Here is a 21,946-nt window from a genome sequence, read left to right on the forward strand (position 1 = left end):
GGGCCGCACAGTCGACTGTGCGGCCCCGTCCGGCGTTCGGCGTTCAGGTCCTGGGTGTTCGGTTCCCGGCGGTTCAGCTCTCCGCGGCGACGCGCATGTCGCCCAGGTGGTGGACGCGGACCATGTTCGTCGTGCCCGGGACACCGGGCGGGGAGCCGGCCGTGATGATCATGATGTCCGACTCGCTGTAGCGCTGGAGCTTCAGCAGCTCCCCGTCCACGAGGTCGACCATCGCGTCCGTCGTCTCCACGTGCGGTACGACGAAGGACTCGACGCCCCAGCTCAGGGAGAGTTGGTTGCGCGTCGCCTCGTCCGACGTGAAGGCCAGGATCGGCTGACAGGTGCGGTAGCGCGAGAGCCGGCGGGCCGTGTCGCCGGACTGGGTGAAGGCGATGAGCGCCTTGCCGCCCAGGAAGTCCGCGATCTCGCAGGCCGCGCGCGCGACCGAACCACCCTGCGTACGGGGCTTCTTGCCCGGTACGAGCGGCTGGAGGCCCTTGGACAGCAGCTCGGTCTCGGCCGCGACGACGATCTTCGACATCGTCTTGACGGTCTCGATCGGATACGCGCCGACGGACGACTCCGCCGACAGCATGACCGCGTCGGCCCCGTCCAGGATCGCGTTCGCCACGTCGGACGCCTCGGCGCGCGTCGGGCGGGAGTTGGTGATCATCGACTCCATCATCTGGGTCGCCACGATCACCGGCTTGGCGTTGCGGCGGCACAGCTCGATGAGGCGCTTCTGCACCATCGGGACCTTTTCGAGCGGGTACTCGACGGCCAGGTCGCCACGGGCCACCATGATGCTGTCGAACGCCGCGACGACGGCCTCCATGTTGGCGACGGCCTGCGGCTTCTCGACCTTCGCGATGACGGGGACCCGGCGGCCCTCCTCATCCATGATCTTGTGGACGTCGTTGATGTCGTCGGCGTCGCGCACGAAGGACAGCGCGATCATGTCGCAGCCCATCCGCAGGGCGAAGCGCAGGTCCTCGACGTCCTTCTCGGAGAGCGCCGGGACATTGACCGCCGTACCCGGCAGGTTGATGCCCTTGTGGTCGGAGATGACCCCGCCCTCGATGACCAGCGTCTTGACCCGCGGGCCCTCGACCTCGGTCACGCGGAGTTCGACGTTGCCGTCGTTGATCAGGACCTGGTCGCCCTTGGCGACGTCCCCGGGCAGGCCCTTGTAGGTGGTGCCGCAGATGCCCTTGTCCCCGGCGACATCCTCGGTGGTGATGATGAACTCGTCACCCCGCACCAGCTCGACGGGCCCCTCGGCGAAGGTCTCCAGCCGGATCTTCGGGCCCTGGAGGTCGACGAGCACGCCCACGGCCCGGCCGGTGGCCTCGGCCGCCTTCCGGACGCGGTGGTACCGCTCCTCGTGCTCGGGGTGGGATCCGTGGCTCATATTCAGTCGGGCCACGTTCATACCGGCCTCGATGAGCGATTTCAACTGCTCGTACGAGTCGACGGCGGGGCCAAGTGTGCAGACAATTTTGGAACGGCGCATAAGGCGGATCCTATCGGTTTGTTTCGGCTCGGAATATTCCGTCTGGCGGAAAGTACAAATGGGCGGGGTGGCGCTCAGGCGTCGACCGGGCCGACCAAGGCGAAAGTCTGGCGGGCGATCTCCATTTCCTCATCGGTCGGCACCACGGCGACGGCGACGCGCGCGTGTTCCGGCGATACGAGGCGGGGCTCGCCGGACCGTACGGCGTTGAGTTCCGCGTCCACGACCAGCCCCAACTCCCCGAGCCCGGCGATCGCGGCAGCCCGTACCGGTGCGGCGTTCTCGCCGACGCCCGCGGTGAACACCACCGCGTCCACCCGGCCGAGCACCGCGTAATAGGCGCCGATGTACTTCTTCAGACGGTGGATGTAAATGTCGAAGGCCAGCGTCGCCGCGGCGTCACCCGCGTCGACCCGGCGGCGGATCTCCCGCATGTCGTTGTCCCCGCAGAGCCCGGTCAGCCCACTCTTCTTGTTCAGAAGTTCATCGATCTCGTCGGTGCCCATTCCGGCGACCCGCTCCAGGTGGAAGACCACCGCCGGATCGATGTCTCCCGAACGCGTACCCATGACCAGCCCCTCCAAGGGGGTCAGCCCCATCGAGGTGTCCACGCAGCGCCCGCCCGCGACGGCCGACGCGGACGCCCCGTTGCCCAGGTGCAGCACGATCAGATTCAGCTCCTCCGGCGCGCGGCCCAGCAGCTCGGCGGCGCGCCGGGAGACATACGCGTGCGACGTGCCGTGGAAGCCGTAGCGGCGGATCCGGTGCGCGTCGGCCGTCCCGACGTCGATCGCGTACCGGGCGGCGGACTCCGGCATCGTCGTGTGGAACGCGGTGTCGAAGACGGCGACCTGCGGCAGATCGGGACGGAGCGCCCGCGCGGTCCTGATGCCGGTGATGTTCGCCGGGTTGTGCAGCGGCGCCAGCGGCACCAGCCGCTCGATCTCCGCGAGCACGGCGTCGTCGATCACCGTCGGGGCGCTGAACTCCGGCCCGCCGTGCACCACCCGGTGACCGATCGCCGCCAGCTCGGGGGAGTCCAGACCGACCCCGTCCCGCGCCAGTTCCCCGGCGACGGCCTGCAGCGCCTCGCCGTGGTCGGTGACGCGCTCCGTACGCTCGCGCGCCTCCCCGCCCGAGGGCGTGTGCACCAGGCGGGACGCGCTCTCGCCGATGCGCTCGACGAGGCCGGCGGCGAGACGGCTGCCGTCGCGCATGTCCAGCAGCTGGTACTTCACCGACGAGGAGCCGGAGTTGAGTACGAGGACTCGGGTGGCCTGCGAGGTCACGGGCGGGATGCCTTTCGTGGAGGGAGCGGTGTGCGGGAGCGGTGCGGAGTCACGCGTCGTCGCCCTGCGCCTGGACGGCGGTGATCGCGACGGTGTTCACGATGTCCTGGACGAGGGCGCCGCGCGACAGGTCGTTCACCGGCTTGCGCAGCCCCTGCATCACCGGACCCACCGCCACCGCGCCCGCCGAACGCTGCACGGCCTTGTACGTGTTGTTGCCGGTGTTCAGGTCGGGGAAGATCAGCACCGTCGCGCGCCCCGCCACCTCCGACTCCGGCAGCTTCGTCGCGGCGACGCTCGGCTCCACCGCCGCGTCGTACTGGATCGGCCCCTCGATCCTCAGCTCGGGCCGCGCCGCGCGCACCAGCTTCGTCGCCTCGCGCACCTTGTCGACGTCCGCGCCGGAACCCGAGGTCCCCGTCGAGTACGACAGCATCGCGATCCGCGGCTCCACCCCGAACCGGGCGGCGGTCGCGGCGGCCTGCACCGCGATGTCAGCGAGCTGCCCGGCGTCCGGGTCCGGGATCACCGCGCAGTCGCCGTACACCAGCACCTTGTCGGCCAGGCACATGAAGAAGACCGAGGAGACGCTGGACGACGTCGACTTGGTTTTGATGATCTCGAAGGCCGGGCGGATCGTGGCCGCCGTGGAGTGGACCGAGCCCGACACCATGCCGTCGGCCAGGCCCGCGTCGACCATGAGCGTGCCGAAGTAGTTCACGTCGGCCACCACGTCGTACGCCAGCTCCACCGTCACGCCCCGGTGCGCGCGCAACTCCGCGTACCGCTCGGCGAACCGCTGCCGCAGCTCGTCCTTCGCCGGGTCGATGAGCTGGGTGCCCGCCAGGTCGATACCGAGATCGGCGGCCTTCTTGACGATGGTGTCGACGTCCCCGAGGAGCGTCAGGTCGCACACGTCGCGGCGCAGCAGCACGTCGGCCGCGCGCAGCACCCGCTCCTCCGCGCCCTCCGGCAGGACGACCCGGCGGCGTACGGCACGGGCCTGCTCCAGCAGGTCGTGCTCGAACATCATCGGTGTCACCCGGCCGCTGCGTGCCACCGACATCCGCGCCAGCAGATCGCCGGTGTCGACGTACCGCTCGAAGAGGCCCAGCGCCGTCTCCGCCTTGCGCGGCGTATCGGCGTTCAACTTCCCCTCCAGGGCGAAGAGTTCGCCCGCCGTCGGGAAGGAGCCCGCGACCACCGAGATGACCGGGGTGCCGGGCGCGAGCTTGGAGGCGAGGGTGAGGACCGAGTCGGCCGGCCGCTCGTCCAGCGTCAGCAGGATGCCCGCGATGGGGGGCGTGCCCGCCGAGTGCGCGGCGAGCGCGCCCACCACCAGATCCGCCCGGTCGCCCGGCGTCACCAGCAGACAGCCCGGAGTCAGCGCGTTCAGCAGATTCGGCAGCATCGCGCCGCCGAAGACGAAGTCGAGCGCGTCGCGCGCCAGACCCGCCTCGTCCCCGAGCAGCACCGTGCCGCCCAGGGCGCGGGTGATCTGCGCGACGGTCGGGGCGGCCAGCGCCGCCTCGTCGGGGAGGGTGTAGCAGGGGACCGGCAGCTGCGCCGCGAGCTGCGCGTCGATCGCGTCGCGGTCGTCTGGGGCGACCCGGTTCACGACCATCGCGAGGACGTCGCAGCCGAGCCCGGCGTACGCCCGGTGGGCGTTGCGCGTCTCGGCCTGCACGGAATCGGCGGGCTGGCCCTTGCCGCCGACCACGGGTATGACCGAGGCGCCGAACTCGTTGGCCAGGCGCGCGTTGAGCGACAGCTCGTCGGGCAGCTGGGTGTCGGCGAAGTCGGTGCCGAGGACGAGCACGACCTCGTAGTCCCGGGCCACCTCGTGGAACCGCCGGACGAGCTGCTGGACCAGCTCGTCCGTACCGCCGTCCGCCTGGATCCCGGCGGCCTCCGCGTAGCCGAGGCCGTAGCCGGACGCCGGGTCCTGCGTGAGCCGGTAGCGGGCACGCAGCAGGTCGAAGAGGCGGTCGGGGCCGTTCGCGTGGACCAGGGGGCGGAAGACGCCCACCCGGTCCACCTGACGGGTCAGGAGCTCCATGACCCCCAGCTCGACGACCTGCCGGCCGTCGCCGCGTTCGATCCCGGTCACGTACACGCTGCGTGTCACGCGTGCTCTCCTGTTCGACGAAGATGGGGTCAGGCTGGGGCGGTGGTGCGGCTCGGCAGTGGTGGGGCGGGAAGGGGAATTCCTGTTTCTGCCGTTAGGCCCGTTAGGGTGGCAAAGCCCTCTTGACAATACCTGTGGGGGTGGGTACGGCGCCTCCGAGACGGGTAGGCGGTACGGCCCGTGGCAGGCCCGCACCAGACCACACCCCGAGCGAGCAGGAGACACAGCGCGATGCGTATCGGAGTTCTCACCGCAGGCGGAGACTGTCCCGGCCTGAACGCCGTGATCCGTTCGGTCGTGCACCGCGCGATGACCGGACACGGCGACGAGGTCATCGGCTTCGAGGACGGCTTCAAGGGGCTGCTCGACGGCCACTACCGCCCGCTCGACCTGGACTCCGTCAGCGGCATCCTGGCGCGCGGCGGCACGATCCTCGGCTCGGCGCGGCTGGAGCGCGGCCGGCTGCGGGAAGCGGCCGAGAGCGCGGACGAGTTGGGCCGTAAGTACGGCATCGACGCGCTCATCCCGATCGGCGGCGAGGGCACCCTCACGGCGGCCCGGATGCTCGCCGACGCGGGCATGCCCGTGGTGGGCGTTCCGAAGACCATCGACAACGACATCTCGTCCACGGACCGCACCTTCGGCTTCGACACGGCCGTCATGGTCGCCACCGAGGCCATCGACCGGCTCAAGACCACGGCCGAGTCGCACCAGCGCGTCATGGTCGTCGAGGTCATGGGCCGGCACGCCGGCTGGATCGCGCTGGAGTCGGGCATGGCGGGCGGCGCGCACGGCATCTGTCTGCCGGAGCGGCCCTTCGAGGTGGACAGCATCGTGAAGATGGTCGAGGAGCGCTTCGCGCGCGGCAAGAAGTTCGCGGTCATCTGCGTCGCCGAGGGCGCGCACCCGGCCGAGGGCTCGATGCACTACGTGAAGGGCGAGATCGACCAGTTCGGCCACGAACGCTTCGAGGGCATCGGCAACCGCCTCGCGGGTGAGCTGGAGCGGCGCATGGGCAAGGAGGCCAGGCCGGTCATCCTCGGCCATGTGCAGCGCGGCGGGACGCCGACGGCGTACGACCGGGTGCTGGCGACGCGCTTCGGCTGGCACGCGGTGGAGGCGGTGCACAACGGCGACTTCGGCAAGATGACGGCGCTGCACGGCACGAAGGTGGCGATGGTGCCGCTGGCGGAGGCGGTCACCCGCCTCAAGACGGTGCCGGAGAACCGGATGTTCGAGGCGGAGTCGGTCTTCTAGGTCCTGTGCGGCGGACAGGGCCTAGGGCCTGGGGGCCGGGCGCCGGGCGGGCCCCTTGTCGCGGTCCGCCCGGCGGTTCGGGGGCCGGCTCCCGGCCCGTCAGGCGGCCGGGGCCGGGGTTGCGAGCGTCGCTTCGAGGCTGGTGCGGAGCGCCGTCAGGTCCGCGCCCGTCTCGCGGAGCAGGTGGGATGCCGGGCCCTCGGGGTCGTCCAGCAGGACGGCCAGCACGTGCACCGTGCCGACCGTCTCGGCCTTCCGCTCGGCCGCCAGCAGCCGGGTCGCCGCCACCAGTTTGTCCGTGGCCGGGGTCCGCTTCAGGTCGCCCGGGACGGCGGAGTCCGCCGCCGGACCGGCCGCCGCCGCTGCCGCGCGGACCAGATCCACCTGTCGTACGCCCGCCGAACGCAGCTCGTCCGCCGCGGAGTTCACCGCGAGCAGCTCGTCGGGCAGTGCCAGCGCGGCGACGGTGAGCGCCCGGTCCAGGGCCTGCACGGCGAGCAGCAGATCGACCGGCTCCGTCGCCGGGCGGCCGTACCGTACGGCCTGACGCCGGGCCTCGTTGGACAGCACCAGCAGGACCGGTGAGCGGTCGCCGCTCCCGCGCGCCATCCACGACAGCATGCGCCGCGACCACCACACGCCACGCTCGCCCAGCAGCCCGGCCGTCCGCAGCACCTTGACGGAGCCGGTCACCGCGGCGGCCTCGGTGGGCCACGGCTCGGCGCCCCCGCGTACCGCCTCCGCCTGCGCGTCCAGCGCGGTGGCCGCCGCCGTCACGTCCACCCGGTGTATCGCCAGCGCCTCCAGTGCCCGGCTGTCGGGGGTCTCCAGCAGCAGCGCCCGCGCCAGATGCCGCGCGTGCGCGTCGGGTGAACCCTCCTCGCGGGCCAGCCGCAGGGCGCCGAGCAGCGTCGCGCGCAGCGCGCCGGTCGGCCGGGGCGGCTCCGTCCCCTCCTCGCGCAGCGCCTTCGAGGCCCTGCCCGCCACCCACAGCGCCTCGCGCCACGCGGCATCCGCCTCGATGACGTCGTCGGGATGGTGCGCGTCGTCCGGGGCTTCGCCGCCGTCGGCCGCCGCGGTGGGGCCGCTGTCGTCGCGCGCCCAGTGCTCCTGCCCCCGGGCCCGGATCTCCCCACCGAGCGAGCCGGTCTCCCGGATGCCGCCGGGAACCAGCGTCTCGCCGGGCTGCTCCCCGTCGTCGAGAAGGGTGGAGAGGAGGTGCTCGGTGCCGATGGCGGGGCCTGTACGGCGGAACGCCTGACGCACCGTCCGGGCCAGCAACTCGACCGCGTCCGGGCCGAATTCGGTCGTCGTGACGGTGGTCAGGTCGGCGGCCTGGCGCTGCTCCATGGTGCGTCTCCCCTATTCGACTACAGCGGACTACGTAGGGGAGGACGCCATTCCACCACCCGCCGGTTCACTCCTGTCCGGAATCGGCGCAGGTGGGGGATGTGCGCGGGCCCGGGCGGGACGCGTCGGCCTGTCCCGCCCGGCCTGTCCCGCCCGGTCTACCCCTTGACCGCCCCGCCCAGCGCGAAGCCCCCGCCCAGCCGGCGCGAGATCAGGATGTAGAGCAGCAGCACCGGCGTGGAGTAGAGGATCGAGAACGCCGCGAGCTGGCCGTAGACCACCGAGCCGTAGTTGCCGAAGAACGTGAAGATCGATACGGACGCGGGCAGTTGGTCGGGGGTGAGCAGCAGCATGAAGGGGACGAAGAAGTTCCCCCAGAGCTGGATGAACGTGTAGATCATCACGACCGTCATGCCGGGCCCCATCAGCGGCAGCACGATCCTGGTCAGTGTCTGGATCATCGAGGCCCCGTCCGTCCACGCCGCCTCCTCCAGGACGGTCGGCACCCCGTCCATGAAGTTCTTCATCAGCCAGATGGAGAAGGGCAGTTGGGACGTCGCGAGGAAGAGCGCCGTGCCGTACATCGTGTCGACCAGGTTGACCTGGACGAACAGTCCGTACACCGGGACCATGATCGCGGTGATCGGCAGACACGTCGTGAACAGGATGGTCAGCAGATACGGGCGGCTGAACCGCGAGCGGTAGCGGGACAGCGGGTACGCAGCCAGCGCCGCGCACGCCACCGTCAGGATCGTCGCGCTGCCGCACAGCAGCAGGCTGTTGAGCATCGGCGTGAACGTGATCTCGTCCGTCAGGACCGCGCTGAAGTTCTCCGTGGTCGGCGACGACGGCAGCCGTACCCGCAGATCCGCCTCGGCGTCGATCGAGGACAGCACCAGCCACAGCAGCGGGAGCAGGAAGGCCGCGGCCACCACGGCCAGCGCGGCGTCCGAGGCGAGCCGGACGCGAGTGGCGCGCTTCATCACACCTCCACCTTGAGCAGACGCACATAGACGATCGAGAACAGCGCGCCCACGAGAAGCAGCAGCAGCGCGACCGCCGTGCCGTAGCCGATCAGGCTCTTGAGGAACGCCTGGTCGTACATGAACACCGGCAGCGTCTGGCTGCGGTTGCCCGGACCGCCGCGCGTCATCGCCCAGATCAGTCCGAAGACGGAGAGGGTGGAGAGAGTGTTGAGCATCAGATTGGTGCCGATGGACCGCCGGATCATCGGCAGCGTGATGTACCACAGCCGCCGTACCCCGTTCGCGCCGTCGACCTCCGCCGCCTCCGTGATCTCCTTCGGGATCTCGGACAGCGCGGCGGAGTAGATCAGCATCGAGAACGCCGTCCCCCGCCACACGTTGGCGAACGACACCGCCAGGATCGGCAGGGTGAACAGCCAGTTCTGGGACGGCAGATGGAGCCAGTCCAGGATGGCGTTCAGCGTCCCCTCGCGGCGGAAGAACGCGTACAGCAGGAACGCCGCGACGATCTCCGGCAGCACCCACGCCGCGATCACGACGGCGCCCGTGACGGTGCGCACCGGCCGGGACGCGGCCCGCATCAGGCCGGCCAGCGCCAGCCCGATGGTGTTCTGGCCGACGATCGACGACACGAAGGTGAAGACGAGCGTCAGCCAGACCGCGTTACGGAAGTTGTCGTCCGAGAAGGCCCGCCGGAAGTTGTCCAGACCGACGAAGTCCGACGTGGACGAGCCCGTCAACTGCGTGTTGGTGAAGGCGATCCAGACGCAGTAGCCGATCGGCCCGGCGAGGAACAGGAGCAGGAGCACGGTCGCCGGGGCGAGGGGCAGCCAGCGCAACGGGCGCGCCTTGCGGCCGTTACGGCCGTCGTCGCCCCTGCCCTTGCCCCTGCCCTTACGGCCCCCGGCCGGCACCGCGCTCACGGCGCCCCCGCCGCCGCGACTGTCGTGCTCACTTCTCGACCACCGCGCCCTCGGCGATGGTCTTCAACTCTTCGTCGTACGCCTTCGCCGCGTCCGCCGCGGACGAGTCACCCGTCGTCACCGACTCCATCGCCTCGCCGACGGCGGACGAGACCTGTGGGTAAACGGGCAGCGCGGGACGGTAGTTGGTCACCTCGACGAGCTTGGTGAAGAAGTCGATACCGGGCATCGACTTCAGATACCTCGGATCGGCCGCGACATCCTTACGGACGGCGATCTGCGCGCCGACGACATCCCACTCGACGGCGTTCTCCTTCGTCTGCTGCGTCTTGATGAACTCGAAGGCCAGGTCCGGGTTCTGGGACTTCTGCGGGATCGACCACGCCCACCCGCCGGACATCGACACACTGCCGGGCGCCTGCCCGTTCTGCGTCGGCATCGGCGTCTGGGCCAGCTCGGTGGACCACTCGGGCCACTCCTTGGGGCCTTTGTTGATCCAGTTCTGCCCCATCCAGGACCCGTCGAGGGAGATCGCCAGCTTGCCCTCGGGGAAGAACTCGGTCGCGACGCGCGTACCGATGTTGGGGTCGAGCGCGTCGGAGACGTCGGGCCCCAACTTCTCGGAGTACACGGTCCGTACGAAGTCGAGCGCGTCCGTGAAGCCCTTGTTGCCCGCCACCCATTTCTTCGACGCCGGGTCGTAGAGCGGGTCCGCGCCCGTGCCGTACAGCAGCATCTCGAAGCCCTGCATCACCGCGGCCTCGCCGGGGCCCTTGCCGGTGTAGACGTTGAGCGGGATCACGTCCGGGACCTCGCGCTTGATCGTGCGCGCCGCGTCCAGGACCTCCGCCCAGTTCTTGGGCTGCCAGTCGGCCGGCAGCCCCGCCTCGGCGAAGATCTTCTTGTTGAACCAGAGACCGCGGGTGTCGGTGCCGTCCGGGACGCCGTACGTCTTGCCGTCCTCCGCCTTCGCGGCCGACTTCGCCGTGTCGACGAACTGGTCCCAGGTGTCCCACTTGTTCAGATACTCGTCCAGCGGGCGCAGATAGCCGGCCTTGATGTCCGAGTTGATACGGAAGGTGTCCTCGTAGACCACGTCGGGCGCGGTCTTCGGGGAGCGCATCATCTGCTGCGCCTTGGTGGCGTAGTCGTTGTCCGGGGCCTGGATCGGAATCAGTTCGACCTTCTTGCCCGGATTGTCCTTCTCGAACTGCTTCTTCACGGACTCCAGATAGTTGTCCTTGAAGCGGATCTTGTTGTCCGTCGATCTGTTGTAGGCCACCTTGATGGTGTCCGGATCACTGCCCGACCCGCCGCCGCACGCGGTGAGCGCACCGGCGGTCAGGACCGTGACGAGGATGAGTGGGGCGGTGGGGCGCACGGGCACGACCTCCTCTTTCAGCCGCGAAGGGCTGCCCGGCGACCGTAGGACCGTGTCAATCTCAAGGTCAATCCCTGTGCACAGCTCAGTGCACGGCTCGCCTCAGTGCACGGCTCGCCGCACCGCTTGCCGCACCGCCCCGTGCGCCGAGCGGTGCAAGGCTCACTCGCTCCGGGGCACCAGCGGGCAGACCTCGGCGGCCGTGAAACGTACGAAGCCCTCCGGGTCCGGCTCGTCGGGCGTCGGCTGGAGGACCACGGTGTCCGCCCCGGCCTCCACGAGCGCTTGCACGGCCTCGGCGACGGCGGCGGCCGGGCCCGCGACGCCGTGCGGCAGGCCGGTGGCGTCCAGCTCGGCCCGCAGCCGCTCGGCGCCGCCCGGACCGGTCGCCGTGTGCAGGTAGACGACCACCGGGTGATGGCCGCTGCGGCCCGCCGACTCCCGCCCCTCCGCGATGAGTCGGCGCGAGCGGCGCACCTCGTCGGGCGACGTGCCGCCGGTCAGGATCGTGCCGTCGGCGGCCTCGCCCGTCAGCCGCATCGTGCGCGGTCCGGTGGCCCCGGCGTACACGGCGGGTGGCGCCGGGGTGGTGGCCGGCGGCCAGTCGAGAGCGACGGCGTCCAGCTTCACGTAACGCCCGTCCGTGGTCACCCGCTCGCCCGCCAGCAGCGCGCGCAGCGCCACCAGGTGCTCGCGCAGCAGCGTCACGGGCGACTCGACGCGCGTACCGGTCTGCGCCATCCAGTCCTGGACACCGTGCCCGATCCCGAGGACCGGCCGCCCCGGGAACAGCCGGTGCAGGGTGGCGGCCTCCATCGCCGTCAGCGCGACATTGCGCAGGGGTACGGGGAGCAGACCCACGCCGACGCGCAGCCGCTCCGTCCAGGCCAGGGCGGCGGAGGCGCTGGCGATACCGCTCTCCAGGAAGCAGTCCTCCCAGAGCCACAGCTCGTCCAGGCCCGCGTCGTCCGCGGCGCGGGCGATGTCGCGGAGTCGTTCGGGGGGCAGTTGGGGGCGGAACACGGCGCCGAGAACAGTCATGCGGGCATTCTTCACGGCGGGGCACGGCCGTGACCACCGGGTTGACCGGCCGCGCCAAGTGACGTCGCGCCGCCGGGACGGCGTGCTACGGGGCGGTGACGATCATGCCGGGGCGCCGCGCTACCGCGTGGAGACGATCCACCGGTACTGCAGTTCCGGGCGTCCGACCTGGCCGTACTGGGGGCTGCGGCCCGCCTGCCCGGCGCCGACCAGATGCTCCAGATAGCGGCGCGCGGTGATCCGGGAGATGCCCAGCCTGGCCGCCGCCTCGGTGGCGGTCAGCCCCTCCCGCGCGTCGCGCAGCGCACGCGTCACCGACTCCAGCGTCGGCCCGCTCAGCCCCTTCGGCAACGACGCGGGCTGCGGCGCCCGCAGCGCGCCGAGCGCCCGGTCCACCTCGTCCTGCCCGCTGGCCTCACCGGCGGCGGCGCGGAACTCGGCGTAACGGCTCAGCCTGTCGCGGAGCGTGGCGAACGCGAAGGGCTTCAGTACGTACTGCACCACTCCCAGCGACACCCCTTCGCGTACGACGGTGAGATCGCGCGCCGACGTGACGGCGATGACGTCCGCGTGGTGGCCGGCGGCCCGCAGACTGCGCAGCAACTGGAGCCCGTGCCCGTCCGGCAGATACAGGTCGAGGAGGATCAGGTCGATGTCCGTACGCTCCAGGACCCGGCCGGCCTCGACCCGGGAGTGGGCCACCCCGGCCACCTCGAAGCCCGGCACACGGCCCACGTACAGCTGATGGGCATCGGCGGCGACGGGGTCGTCCTCGACGACGAGCACGCGAATGGGGCGGGAGTCGCCGTCCCTGGTCCCGGTCATGATCCGCCGTGCTCCCCACTGTCGGTCGTGGCACCGGCCATCGGCTCCGCCGCCCGGTCCGTAGCTGCCACCGTGTCGCTGTCCCTGTCCTTACCCGCGAGGTCCTTACCCGCGAGGTCCTTACCCGCGGCACCCGTGGGCGCCCCGTCGCGCGCGCCCAGCGGCAGCCGTACGGTGAACTCCGCCCCGCCGGCCCGCCCCGGTGTCAGCTCCACCGTGCCGTGCGCCCGGTGCACCGCCTGGCGTACGAGAGCCAGACCGAGCCCCCGTTCCGCGCCCCGGGTCGACCAGCCGCGCCGGAACACCTCCTCGATGTCACCGGGCGCGACGCCCGGCCCCGTGTCCCGTACGCGCAGCAACAGCTCGCCGTCCTCGACCAGCGCGGTGACCGTGACCCGCGCGCCGTCCGTGCCCTGGGCGGCGTCCATCGCGTTGTCGATCAGATTGCCCAGCATGGTCACCAGATCGCGCGCGGCGAGCGACGGCGGCAGCACCCCGTCGTCTATACGGCTGTCCTCCGCCAGCACCAGCTCCACGCCCCGCTCGTTCGCCTGCGCCGCCTTCCCCAGCAGCAGCGCCGCCAGTACCGGCTCGGCCACCGCGCCGACGACCCGGTCCGTGAGCACCTGCGCCAGCTCCAGCTCCGCCGTGGCGAACTCCACCGCCTCGTCGACCCGCCCCATCTCGATCAGCGAGACGACCGTGTGCAGCCGGTTCGCCGCCTCGTGCGCCTGTGAGCGCAGGGCCTGGGTGAAGCCGCGCTCCGAGTCCAACTCGCCCGACAGTGCTTGGAGTTCGGTGTGGTCCCGGAGCGTCGCGACCGTACCGCGCCGCTCACCGCCGATCACCGGGCGGGTGCTGACGACCACGATCCGGTCGGCCGTCATATGGACCTCGTCCACGCGCGGCTCCGACGCGAGAAGCGCGCCGACGAGCGGGGCGGGCAGCCCGAGCTCGTCGATGTTCCGGCCCACGGCGCTGTCGTCCAGACCGAGGAGTTCCTGCCCGCCGTCGTTGATCAGCGCGATCCTGCGCCGCCCGTCCAGCATCAGCAGTCCCTCGCGTACCGCGTGCAGCGCGGCCTCGTGGTAGTCGTGCATGCGGCTCAGCTCGCCCGCGTTCATTCCGTGGGTGTGCCGGCGCAGTCGTGCGTTGATGACGTACGTCCCCACACCGCCCAGCGCGAGCGCGCCCCCGGCCGCCAGCGCCAGGACCCGCACCTGCTTCTCCAACTGGCTGGAGATCCGGTCGACGGTGATGCCGACGCTGATCAGCCCGATGATCCGCCCGTCGTCCTTCACCGGGGTCACCACCCGCGTGGACGGGCCGAGCGTGCCCGTGTAGGTCTCCGTGAACGTCTTGCCGAGCAGCGCGGGCCGCGTCGTGCCGATGAAGGGCAGCCCGATCAGCTGGGGGTCCGGGTGCGTCCAGCGCGTCCCGTCCGGCTTCATGATCGTCACGAAGTCCACGCCGGTGTCGACGCGTACGTGCTCCGCGTAGGGCTGGAGCGTCGCGGACGGGTCGTCGGACCTGATGGCCTCCCGTACGGAGGGGGAGTCGGCCATCGCCCGCGCCGTGGCCGTCACCTGGCGCTCCGCGGTCTCCTCGGCCTGCGCCCGGTCGGTGAAGTACGCGAACAGCGCACATCCGGCCACGACAGCCGCGACCAGCACGACCTGCATCGCGAAGAGCTGGCCGGCGAGGCTGCGGGGACGGGGTAGCTGCATGGCACAAGTCTGCCTGGCCGAAATCGTATGAACGAAATGCACGTAAGGGTGACCGGCGTCACAGGCTGAGCCATAGTCGCCGGGACCCCCTCGGGACGGGAGGGTCGCGTAGGGACAAACGAGTCAAGGAGGACCCGTGGCCGCTACTCGGGACCGTACCCATTATCTGTATCTGGCCGTGATCGCCGCAGTGATTCTCGGAATCACGGTCGGATTCGCTGCCCCGGGGGTGGCCGTCGAGCTGAAGCCCATCGGAACGGGCTTCGTCAATCTCATCAAGATGATGATCTCCCCCATCATCTTCTGCACCATCGTGCTGGGCGTCGGATCCGTCCGCAAGGCCGCCAAGGTCGGCGCGGTCGGCGGTCTGGCCCTGGGCTACTTCATGGTCATGTCGACCGTGGCGCTGGCCATCGGCCTCGTCGTCGGCAACATCCTGGAGCCCGGCGCGGGCCTGCACATCACCGAGGCCACGGCGGACGCCGGCGCGGCCCAGGTGGCGGGCGACGCCGAGACCACCGCCGAGTTCCTGGTCGGTATCATCCCGACCACGCTGGTCTCCGCCTTCACCGAGGGCGAGGTGCTCCAGACACTGCTCGTCGCGCTGCTGGCGGGCTTCGCGCTCCAGGCCATGGGCTCCACCGGCGAGCCGATCCTGCGCGGCATCGGGCACATCCAGCGCCTGGTCTTCCGCATCCTCGCGATGATCATGTGGGCGGCCCCGGTCGGTGCCTTCGGCGCGATCGCGGCGGTGGTCGGCGAGACCGGCATGGACGCGCTGAAGTCGCTGGCCGTCATCATGATCGGCTTCTACATCACCTGCGCGCTGTTCGTCTTCGTCATCCTCGGCGCGCTGCTCAAGGTGATCACCGGCATCAACATCTTCTCGCTGCTGAAGTACCTGGCGCGCGAGTTCCTGCTGATCCTGTCCACCTCGTCGTCGGAGTCGGCGCTGCCGCGGCTGATCGCGAAGATGGAGCACCTGGGTGTCAGCAAGCCCGTCGTCGGCATCACCGTGCCGACCGGCTACTCCTTCAACCTCGACGGCACCGCGATCTACCTCACGATGGCGTCGCTGTTCATCGCCGAGGCGATGGGCGACCCGCTTGCCATCGGTGAGCAGATCGGGCTTCTCGTCTTCATGATCATCGCGTCGAAGGGTGCGGCGGGCGTCACCGGCGCCGGCCTGGCGACCCTGGCGGGCGGCCTTCAGTCGCACCGGCCCGAACTGGTCGACGGCGTCGGCCTGATCGTCGGCATCGACCGCTTCATGAGCGAGGCGCGCGCCCTGACGAACTTCGCGGGCAACGCGGTCGCGACGGTCCTCGTCGGTACGTGGACGAAGGAGATCGACCGGGCCAGGGTGGACGAGGTGCTGGCGGGCCGGCTCCCGTTCGACGAGAAGATGCTGGTGGACGACCACCACGGGGCGGCCGAGGACCCGGCTGCCGAAGGCCCCAGCCTCACGAAGGGCTCGGACGGCTCGTCGGGCGGCTCGTCGGAGGTGCCGGAGGCGCGCGACGCGGACGGGACGCCGGCGAAGGTCTGACGCGAGTCGTCGGACGGCCTGCCCGTTCGACCGTCTGACCGCTTGAACTGCTGGAACCGCATGAACTGCTTGACCCTGGCCGGGGGTTGATCCCCCTCCTCCCCGGCCCTGCGAATGACCGGCCCGTACGGAGACGTCCGTACGGGCCGGTCAGTTTTCTGCCACGGGGCGCGGGCCGGGCTTCCGGCCGGCTCAGCCGTACGGGATCCGGACCACCGACTGGTTGCCGATGCCGAGCGTGCTGGCACCGTTGCCGATGGCGTTCCAGACCTCGATCCGCACCTTGCCGTTGACCAGGTCGCCGTGCGAACCGGTCGACGCCTTCAGGCCCTTGGCCTGTGTGTAGTGCTCGAAGCCGGGCGCCGGGTCCGTCGCGAAGTAGTTGTACGTCTCCGTACGGTCCCAGCTGCCGTCGCCCGTACGGTCGTAACTCACCCTCACCTGCTGGCCGTTGGCCACCGCCGTACCCGCGTCGACGAAGAGGTCGAACTGGGTCGCCCCGCCGTTGTAGGCGCGGGTGATCCCGCCGGAGGTGAAGACCTGCGGGTTGTACGGCGTCCCGTCGCGGTTGCCGCCGCCCGCCGACGTGAGCGTGGCGTTCGCGCCCGAGCCGGTGGCGTCACCGAGGCCGCCGCCGGTGCGGGCGTACAACTGCGAGGAGCCGGAGGGTGGATCGGTCGGTGGATCGGTGGGCGGGTCGGTCGGCGGGTCCGTCGGGCCGGAGCCGCCACGGGTCCAGACACCGACGTAGTCGACGAGCATCGGCCGCCCCGGCACGGTGGCCGGCGTCGGTGTCGGACCGCCGAGCGCGTCGGGGAACGCGCCGCCGATCGCGACGTTGAGCAGGATGAAGTACCCCGCGTGCTCGGTCATGTTGGCCCAGGTCGTCGCGTCCAACTGGGCCTGCGTGACGGTGTGGTAGAGCTGGTCGTCCACGTACCAGCGCAGCGCGTTGGGCGAGCTGGAGCGGTCCCACTCGAAGCGGTACGTGTGGAAGGCCGACTGGCAACTCGATCCGGGGCAGGCGCGGTTGGCGGCGATACCGGTGGTCTCGTTGCAGGGGCCGCCCGGGTTCACACCGCAGTGCAGCACCGCCCAGACGGAGTTGATCCCGTTGACGTTCTCCATGATGTCGAACTCGCCGATGGCGGGCCAGTTCCAGTAGTTGCCCCGGTAGGGCGCGCCGAGCGCCCAGAAGGCGGGCCAGTAGCCGGCCGCGGCGGCGCCGGTCACGTTCGGCATCTGAATCCGGCCCTCGATGCGCAGGGTGCCGCCGGCCGGTGCCTTGAAGTCGGCGCGCTTCGTCTCGACGCGCGCGGACGTCCAGTTGCCCGCGCCGTCCCTGAGCGGGGTGATCTTCAGATTCCCGCTGCCGTCGAGGCTCAGGTTCTCGGCGTTGGCGGTGTAGTTCTGGATCTCGCCGGTGCCCCAGTTGCCCGGCCCGCCGGGGTAGCCGTGCCCGGTGTCCACCTGCCAGTTGGCGGCGGACGGCGGCGCGCCGTTCCCACCGTTGAAGTCGTCGCTCCACTGGAGGTTCCAGCCGGGCGCGGGCGGTACGTCGCCCCGGGCGGTGCCGGCGCTCGTCAGCCCGACGAATCCGGCGACGGCGACGGACATCGCGAGGAAGGCGGCGATCAGGGGGGTGCGGGGGCTGCGCGGTCTGTTTCTGGTGCGGCTCGTTCTCAAGGAACACCTCCGGTGTGGATGGTGCCGAGATGTGTCTGCGAGAGGGTGAGAGCGCTCTCAGCCCTGTTGTTTAGATGAACCCGGAGACCCCGTCAATGACCTGAACGCGTTGAATTCCTGAAGCCTTCGCGGGTCGCCGCCCTACCGCTCGCCGGGGCCCCCGCGGGTATAGAGCGCGGCGACGGCGCGTGTGACGGCGGCGAGCGTCCGCATGTACTCGTACGCGTAGAGCGGCGGGGTCCCGGCGTCCGGCCGGCCGTGCCGGTCGAGCAGCCGGTACGCGGTCCGGTGCAGCTCCCGGACGGGCGCGCTGTCCGTGTCGCCGAGATCCTCCAACAGCAACAGGCTCAACTGGCCCAGGAGTTGACGCGTCGTCGCGTCCACCCAGGGCCGCTCGGGGAGGGCGAGCCTGCGGGCGAGGGCGTGCTCGACGGTGCGGGAGATCGTCACAAGGTCGACGGGCAGCGCCACGTCACCGGTCTCGTTCATCGGGCCTCCCGCCTGTGGGGAGTTGTACGGCTCCGAGGGCCGTCCCCACTCACTTTCCCCGCCGCGAGTGTGAACCGCGAGGAGCGCGGGAGTACAGGGGCGCACGGGTGCGCGGAACGAGAGGTCCGGTCAGCCGACGAGGTCCCGGGTCAGCTCTTCGAGCCGGGCCGCGTCCTTCGGATCGAAGAAGGCGTGGTCAAGGCTGATCGGCCGGTGCAGGGCGTACGCGCTGAGCGGTGCGCCGGGCGGGTTGTCGACGCGGGCGGCCAGCGGGCGGATGCCCTCCTCGACGGGCTTGCCGTACCTCTTCAGCGACTCGACGTGCGCCGCGGTCTCGGCGTCGAACTCGCCGCAGAAGCCGGTCGACACACCGCCGGGGTTGATCAGTACGTAGCGGGTGCGGACCCCGTCCGCCGCGTGCCGCGCGGCGTACGCGACACCGAGAAGATCGTTGGCGCGGCCGGCCTGGAACTGGGCCTCCATGCCGGTGTACGTGCGGCGGAGCATGAGGTCGTCCCAGTGGATGTGTCCGGCGGGGACACCGGGGCCGGACACGTTGACGATGACGCGGGGGCCGGCGCCGTCGCTGTCGGTCAGGCCGTGGCTGAGCAGATAGCGGCTCACGTACTCCAGCGCGAAGACCCCTTCGATGCCCTCGGCGGTCTCCCACCGGGTGGCCCGGAAGTAGCGCGCGCACAGGACGAGGGCGTCCACGTCGGGGAAGTCGTCGGTGATCCGCTCGATGACGCGTCTGTTCTCGCTGATCAGGCTGAGGTCGGCCGGGACGAAGGTGGCGCCGGGGACGGTCCGCGCCTTGCGCTCGTCGCGGCCGACGATGACGACGGTGTCGCCCCGCCGCAGGTAGTCCTGGGCGAGGGCCCTGCCCATGCCGTCGGTGCCACCGGTGATCACGAGGGTCTTCATCGGGTGTCCTCCAGTGCTGCGTGGGCTTGAAAGTGAACCGATGGGTTCAATCTACTGATCTGACACGTTCGCAGGCAACCGGCAGAACCACATCACTGAACCAGCGGGTAAAATCCGGCTCCATGGCAGCCACCTCACGCGGACGGATCGACAAGCGGCAGGCGATCCTGGAAGGCGCGTTCACCGTGTTCGCCCGCCGGGGCTACGCGCAGGCGTGCGTTCAGGACATCGCGGACGCGGCGGGCGTCGCCAAGCCCACGGTCTACAACCACCTCACCGACAAGGCGACGCTGTTCCGCCACGCGATGGAGGCGGCGGCGCGGACCGCGCTGGACCGGCGGCTCGCCGCGCTCGCCCCGCTGCTCGAACCGGGCGACGACCTGCGCACCACGCTGGAGGGCGTCGGGCTCGACCTGCTGCGGCTGCACTGCGACGAGCGCTCGTGCGCGCTGCGGCGGCTGCTCTACGCGGAGATCACGACGTTCCCGGACGCCCTCGACCTGGTCGCCGCCGCCGGCCCGCACCATCTCGTCGACGCCCTCGCCGACCGGCTGGCCCGGCTCATGCTCGCGGGCCGACTGCGCGGCACGGACGCGGCGCGGGCCGCGGAGCAGTTCATGGCGCTGCTCGTCGGCCCGCTGGAAGCGCGCTCCCACATGGGTACGCGCCCGATCCCGGACGCGGAACTGCGCGAGGTGGCCGACGCCGCCGTCGACACCTTCCTCCATGCCTTCGGCCAGGCGCCCGGGGTCCGGCCGACGCGCTGAATATCGCCGCGCGACGCCACCTCACCGCGAACTACGCTCCGGCCATGAGTGTGCTGACCCACGACCGTTACTGCGCCGAACTCGTCGTACAGACCGACCTGTTGAGGTCGGACGTCCGGGCCGCGGACCTGACCGCCCCCGTGCCCACCTGCCCCGGCTGGAGCCTCGGCCAACTGCTGCGGCACGTCGGCGGAACGCACCACTGGGCCGAGATCGTCGTCCGCACCCGGGCCACGAGCCCCGTACCGGAGGACCTGGTCAACGACGTCTCCGCGCACGCCGACGCCGATCCCCGCGAGATGGACGCGTGGGTCGCCGAGGGTGCGACCGGACTGGCGGACGCCCTGCGGGCCGCCGGGCCCGCGGAACGGGTGTGGACGCCGGGCCCGGGAGGGACCACGGCGTTCTGGGCGCGCCGCATGCTCCACGAGGCGGTGGTCCACCGGGCGGACGCGAACTGGGCCGTCGGGGCGGAGTTCGTCGTGGCGGAGGACCTCGCCGCCGACGGCATCGACGAGTGGATGGGCTTCGGCACCGTACCGGAGGTCATCGAGCCCCGGCCCGGAGTCCCACCACTGCTCGGCCCCGGCCGCACCCTGCACTTCCGCGGCCCCGGCGCGGCGCCGGGCTGGCTGGTCGACCTGACGGGCGACGCGGTCGCCTGCCGCCGCGCGGACGGCCCGGCTCCCGAGGCCGCCGCCGTCACCGTACGCGCGCCCCTGGCCGACCTCCTCCTGCTCCTCTACGGACGGCGCACCGCCGGGGACGAGGTCGTCGAGGTCGACGGCGACGTACGACTGCTGGACCTCTGGGTGGAGCGGTCGGGGTTCTGGCTCCGGGAGTGAGCCAGGTGTATCAGGCACTTGACACAGTTCGCTCGGTTCGGCAGATTGTGTCAGAGCGCCGATACACTTGACGACGCCTCGGGGAGGGGTGCCCGGATGTCCAATTCGCTTGTGCCGGTGAGGAGTTGGCGGGCCTGGGCCGACGCTCCCCTCCGCTGGGCCGGTCCTCTCGTCGGTATCGGGATCAATCAGGTCGTCACTTTCAGCTCCGACTCCGACGTCGATCTCCTCTACGCCATCCCCGTCTTCGGGCTCTGCTCCGTCGCCGGTGTGCTCCTCGCGGATCTTGTCGTCCATCCCCGGCGGCGCGGCGTGTGGGAGGCGGTCGTGGTGCGGCGGCGGGTGCGGGATCAGATACCCCGGGCGCTCGCCGGGTCCCTCGGCGTGCAGGCCGTGCTCCTGGTGGTCCTGCTGGGTGTCGCCGTCGGCACCGCGTCCACCGACGGGGCGGGGCGCGCGGGCAGGGCGCTGGTCGAGCGGTGTCAGGGGGACACCTACGTCGTCGGTCCCTGGCCGGGGCCGTACTACGCGTGGCCGGTTCTCGGGGGGCTCGTCGTCGGCAGCGTCGTCTGTGCGCTGACCCTGCGGCGCGTCACCGCGCGGGCCGGGGACGACGACCGGCGCAGGGTCCGGGCGCGGGTGACCGTCGGTGCGTGGGGCGTGTTGGTGGCCGCGCCGCTCTTCGCCGTATCTTCGACCATGGCCGTGGCCGTGTTCAGCCTCCCCTGCGGCGGGCGGGCCGGGGACCTGGGCGCGGTGGGCCTGGCGGGCGTCGCGTTCGTCTCGGCCATGACGGCCGGCTGGTGCCTGGTCGCCCTGCTCGTGCCGCGCGTCCATATCGAGGAGCGACCATGACCACCGGCGGGCTCACCATCCGGGTGGATTCCCACGTGCCCGTCCCGCCGTTCGAGCAGATCAGGGCACAGCTCGCGGATCTGATCTCGGTGGGGCGTCTGCGTGAGGGCGACCGGCTGCCCCCCGTACGGCAACTCGCCTCCGACCTCGGACTCGCCAACAACACCGTCGTCCGGGCCTACCGCGAGCTGGAGACGGCGGGCCTCGTGCACAGCAGACGGGGATCCGGTACGCGCGTGGCCGCGAGCGCGGCGGGCGCGGCGGACGACGACGCGAGGGCCACCCTCGCCGAGCACGCCCGTGACTTCGCGCGCGCCGCGCGGCTGCTCGACGCGACCGACGAGGACGCGCTGGCCGCGATCCGGCACGCGCTCGCGACGGCGGAGGCGCCCCGGCCGTTGCCTTGACGCC

The 21,946-nt window shown here is 71.1% G+C and carries 19 protein-coding genes; 6 read left to right on the plus strand and 13 right to left on the minus strand.

The features are described 5' to 3' along the window. Positions 1–73: 73 nt before the first annotated feature. From pyk to pta, 3 genes are all read right to left on the minus strand, one after another. Positions 74–1,513, minus strand: coding sequence for a pyruvate kinase (gene pyk, locus ACFT9I_RS33230; RefSeq protein ID WP_382570564.1), 1,440 nt, complete (start codon positions 1,511–1,513; stop codon positions 74–76). A 74-nt stretch (positions 1,514–1,587) separates the two neighbouring features. Continuing rightward, positions 1,588–2,802: an acetate kinase gene (locus tag ACFT9I_RS33235; protein WP_382570566.1), complete on the minus strand. Its 1,215-nt coding sequence runs from the start codon at positions 2,800–2,802 to the stop codon at positions 1,588–1,590. Positions 2,803–2,851: 49 nt separating this feature from the next. Further along, positions 2,852–4,930, minus strand: coding sequence for a phosphate acetyltransferase (gene pta, locus ACFT9I_RS33240; RefSeq protein ID WP_382570569.1), 2,079 nt, complete (start codon positions 4,928–4,930; stop codon positions 2,852–2,854). Between the two features lie 231 nt (positions 4,931–5,161). Between pta and ACFT9I_RS33245 the strand changes: the two genes are divergently transcribed. Beyond that, positions 5,162–6,187 (plus strand): ATP-dependent 6-phosphofructokinase, encoded by a 1,026-nt coding sequence (locus ACFT9I_RS33245; protein WP_382570572.1) that lies wholly within the window; start codon positions 5,162–5,164, stop codon positions 6,185–6,187. Between the two features lie 99 nt (positions 6,188–6,286). Here the strand turns inward: ACFT9I_RS33245 and ACFT9I_RS33250 are convergent, their stop codons facing one another. The 7 genes from ACFT9I_RS33250 to ACFT9I_RS33280 all read right to left on the minus strand — a co-directional run bounded on the left by ACFT9I_RS33250 (position 6,287) and on the right by ACFT9I_RS33280 (position 14,420). Beyond that, the gene (locus tag ACFT9I_RS33250) at positions 6,287–7,537 is read right to left on the minus strand and encodes a Clp protease N-terminal domain-containing protein (RefSeq protein WP_382570575.1); all 1,251 of its coding nucleotides are present in this window, start codon (positions 7,535–7,537) and stop codon (positions 6,287–6,289) included. A 158-nt stretch (positions 7,538–7,695) separates the two neighbouring features. Then, positions 7,696–8,520: a carbohydrate ABC transporter permease gene (locus tag ACFT9I_RS33255; protein ID WP_382570577.1), complete on the minus strand. Its 825-nt coding sequence runs from the start codon at positions 8,518–8,520 to the stop codon at positions 7,696–7,698. Then, positions 8,520–9,437 (minus strand): carbohydrate ABC transporter permease, encoded by a 918-nt coding sequence (locus ACFT9I_RS33260; RefSeq protein WP_382570644.1) that lies wholly within the window; start codon positions 9,435–9,437, stop codon positions 8,520–8,522. The genes ACFT9I_RS33255 and ACFT9I_RS33260 overlap by 1 nt, the downstream gene beginning before the upstream one ends. 37 nt (positions 9,438–9,474) lie before the next feature. Beyond that, a complete protein-coding gene (locus ACFT9I_RS33265) occupies positions 9,475–10,827 on the minus strand; it encodes an extracellular solute-binding protein (protein WP_382570580.1) in 1,353 nt (450 codons plus the stop codon). A gap of 162 nt (positions 10,828–10,989) precedes the next feature. Further along, on the minus strand, positions 10,990–11,868 hold the full coding sequence (locus ACFT9I_RS33270) for an LLM class flavin-dependent oxidoreductase (protein WP_382570583.1): 879 nt from the start codon (positions 11,866–11,868) through the stop codon (positions 10,990–10,992). Positions 11,869–11,988: 120 nt separating this feature from the next. Further along, on the minus strand, positions 11,989–12,693 hold the full coding sequence (locus tag ACFT9I_RS33275; RefSeq protein ID WP_382570586.1) for a response regulator: 705 nt from the start codon (positions 12,691–12,693) through the stop codon (positions 11,989–11,991). After that, positions 12,690–14,420 carry an ATP-binding protein gene (locus ACFT9I_RS33280; protein ID WP_382570588.1) on the minus strand — a complete coding sequence of 577 codons (1,731 nt, stop codon included), beginning with the start codon at positions 14,418–14,420 and terminating at the stop codon, positions 12,690–12,692. Before ACFT9I_RS33280 ends, ACFT9I_RS33275 begins: the two co-directional genes overlap by 4 nt. Positions 14,421–14,556: 136 nt before the next feature. Between ACFT9I_RS33280 and ACFT9I_RS33285 the strand changes: the two genes are divergently transcribed. After that, positions 14,557–15,969 carry a cation:dicarboxylate symporter family transporter gene (locus tag ACFT9I_RS33285; protein ID WP_382570591.1) on the plus strand — a complete coding sequence of 471 codons (1,413 nt, stop codon included), beginning with the start codon at positions 14,557–14,559 and terminating at the stop codon, positions 15,967–15,969. Positions 15,970–16,161: 192 nt separating this feature from the next. On the opposite strand, the gene ACFT9I_RS33290 is transcribed toward ACFT9I_RS33285, so the two are convergent. From ACFT9I_RS33290 to ACFT9I_RS33300, 3 genes are all read right to left on the minus strand, one after another. Beyond that, complete coding sequence (locus ACFT9I_RS33290; protein WP_382570646.1) at positions 16,162–17,586, minus strand: glycoside hydrolase family 16 protein; 1,425 nt, start codon at positions 17,584–17,586, stop codon at positions 16,162–16,164. 210 nt (positions 17,587–17,796) lie between these two features. Then, complete coding sequence (locus tag ACFT9I_RS33295) at positions 17,797–18,144, minus strand: hypothetical protein (protein WP_382570594.1); 348 nt, start codon at positions 18,142–18,144, stop codon at positions 17,797–17,799. Between the two features lie 129 nt (positions 18,145–18,273). Next, complete coding sequence (locus ACFT9I_RS33300) at positions 18,274–19,068, minus strand: SDR family NAD(P)-dependent oxidoreductase (RefSeq protein WP_382570596.1); 795 nt, start codon at positions 19,066–19,068, stop codon at positions 18,274–18,276. Positions 19,069–19,190: 122 nt separating this feature from the next. Between ACFT9I_RS33300 and ACFT9I_RS33305 the strand changes: the two genes are divergently transcribed. From ACFT9I_RS33305 to ACFT9I_RS33320, 4 genes are all read left to right on the plus strand, one after another. Beyond that, positions 19,191–19,835, plus strand: coding sequence for a TetR/AcrR family transcriptional regulator (locus tag ACFT9I_RS33305; protein WP_382570598.1), 645 nt, complete (start codon positions 19,191–19,193; stop codon positions 19,833–19,835). Between the two features lie 44 nt (positions 19,836–19,879). Further along, positions 19,880–20,680, plus strand: coding sequence for a maleylpyruvate isomerase family mycothiol-dependent enzyme (locus ACFT9I_RS33310; RefSeq protein ID WP_382570600.1), 801 nt, complete (start codon positions 19,880–19,882; stop codon positions 20,678–20,680). A gap of 96 nt (positions 20,681–20,776) precedes the next feature. Further along, positions 20,777–21,535, plus strand: a complete 759-nt coding sequence (locus ACFT9I_RS33315) for a hypothetical protein (protein WP_382570603.1) — start codon at positions 20,777–20,779, stop codon at positions 21,533–21,535. Then, positions 21,532–21,942 (plus strand): GntR family transcriptional regulator, encoded by a 411-nt coding sequence (locus tag ACFT9I_RS33320; RefSeq protein ID WP_382570606.1) that lies wholly within the window; start codon positions 21,532–21,534, stop codon positions 21,940–21,942. Before ACFT9I_RS33315 ends, ACFT9I_RS33320 begins: the two co-directional genes overlap by 4 nt. The last annotated feature ends 4 nt before the right edge of the window (positions 21,943–21,946 follow it).

The organism is Streptomyces sp. NPDC057137 (assembly GCF_042670825.1).
Classification (GTDB): Bacteria; Actinomycetota; Actinomycetes; order Streptomycetales; family Streptomycetaceae; genus Streptomyces.